Below are 1928 nucleotides of genomic sequence, written 5' to 3' on the forward strand. Positions count from 1 at the left end.
GCGGCCCACCGCGAGGTCATGCCCTCCGTCGAGCACCGCTCCCACAAGGGCCTCAACAACCGGGCAGAGAACAGCCACCAGCCCACCCGGCAGCGCGAACGCGCCATGAAAGGCTTCCGTAGCGTCGGCGGAGCCCAGCAGTTCCTGTCCGCGTTCGGCGGCATCTCACCCCACTTCCGACCACGCCGCCACCTGATGACCGCCCCCGAATACCGCACCGAGATGACCACCCGCTTCGCCATCTGGGACCAGGTCACCGGCGTCGCCGACCTGCCCGCCGCGGCCTGAGCACGGAGCCGGAACCCGGCCCCACCACACCCGACACACCGTCAGGCACTCACACGCCCAACAACGTGACAGCGCCCAACCCGGGCCTCAACCGCTTCACCACCCGGGACATGTACAACGGCGCCCTCGCGGACATGGGCCTCGGCTCCGATCCGTACACCAGCAACCGCTACGCCTTCACTGGCGGCAACCCCACCAGCTTCATCGAGTTGGACGGGCACCTGCCGTGCGCCGAGGGCATCAAGGACGTGTGCGGCGGCGGCAGCACGATGACCAGCCTCTTCCTGGCACCCTCCAAGCCGGCCAGCGGTGGCGGCTACACAGAGGGCTCGCCCAGTGAGCCCAAGGTCACATACGACAACGACTTCCCCTACGACCCCAACTCCAAGCCGACCGCGGGCGACTACGTGAGCTGGAACAAGTGGAAGGCCAAGATGATCGGTGGCGGCCTGCTCGCCTCGCTCGGCTTCTACGGTGACGGTGCCCTCGACGACGCAGTCCCCGCCTACGCCCGCTACAGGGAGAACACCGGGGCAGACTTCGAGGTGAACTACAACGAGGGGTACCACGAGGACGAGGCGATCGGGGCCTTCGTGGACGGCGAGATCGCCCGGGCACAGAACGCCGCGGAAATCCTCAGCGGGAAGACCGGGAAGTCCACCTTCGACATGACGGGCGAGGCGCGGAGCATGACGGGCGCCGGCTTGTACACGAAGACCGAGAACTGGGACAAGACCCTGGGTGACCATAAGATCTGGGGCAGCGCCGAAGTCACGTCACAGGGCGACAAGTTCACGATGACGATCACGGTCCACGCCATGGACCGCTACGACTTCAACAAGGGGATGAAGGACAAGGCATCGGGTGCGTCGGACGCCGAGAACGGCCGCTTCGCTACGCTCGGCTGGGCGAAACCGTTCATGGTGAGCGGATCGCTCACCCGAGTCGTCACATGGAACAGGGGAGACGTGGGAAGCAGCACGGTGGTGACCAATGGGCCGCGGTGACGTCCGTCGGACGCGCAGGGGAGTCATGCTGGTCGCTGCGCTGGCTCTGATCACCGGCTGCGGCAGCGGTGTGGCCGACACGGCGAGTGTCCGGAGCCCTGCGGGGTCCTCGGCCCGCTCGCCGGAGACGGCGGAGGCGGAGCAGACGATCGAGCGGGACAAGGGTCCGGTTCTCGAGCGGTTCCCGGAGTTCGGGGACATCATTGCCGTCGAATGGGTCACGAAGGAGTTCGGAAGGCCGTCGGAGATGCCGGGCCCCACGGACTTCCGTGTCTCGGGCGTGGCGCAGCTAGCGAAGGCCGATGCCGAACGGCTCCAGCAGGAGCACGACTGGGTACCGGCCGACGAGGCCCCGGCCACGCTGGAGGGGATCTCCCCCAAGGTGCCCAAGGGGGTGGCCTGGCAGGTGAGTGAGGGATTCACCTCCGAGGTGACGGGGGGAGCGTTCGAAGGGACGTTCTTCCTTGATCCCGAGGCCGGGGTCATGGTGTTCGACGCCGTGAATCCGTCGGTCGCCCATCCCTGAGCCCTGTCGCAGTAACGCTGGACCGGCCGTGGGGGGGGGGCCCCCCCCCCCCGGCCCCCCCCCCCCCGCGGGGGGGGGGGGGGGGCGGGGCCGGGGGGGGGTGGGTT

The 1928-nt window shown here is 68.5% G+C and carries 2 protein-coding genes and 1 pseudogene; all 3 read left to right on the forward strand.

Features of this window, described 5'->3' with window-relative positions:
• The coding region (locus ACIPEK_RS46590; RefSeq protein WP_402009105.1) for a DDE-type integrase/transposase/recombinase at positions 1 to 288 on the forward strand (288 nt) is incomplete at its 5' end.
• Between the two features lie 77 nt (positions 289 to 365).
• A pseudogene (locus ACIPEK_RS46595) lies at positions 366 to 548 on the forward strand (hypothetical protein); the annotation flags it as partial.
• Positions 549 to 1320: 772 nt separating this feature from the next.
• Positions 1321 to 1821 (forward strand): hypothetical protein, encoded by a 501-nt coding sequence (locus ACIPEK_RS46600; protein WP_402009108.1) that lies wholly within the window; start codon positions 1321 to 1323, stop codon positions 1819 to 1821.
• Positions 1822 to 1928 lie beyond the last annotated feature (107 nt).

Origin of the sequence: Streptomyces sp. NPDC088246, assembly GCF_044741025.1 — a bacterium.
In the GTDB taxonomy this organism is placed as follows: domain Bacteria; phylum Actinomycetota; class Actinomycetes; order Streptomycetales; family Streptomycetaceae; genus Streptomyces.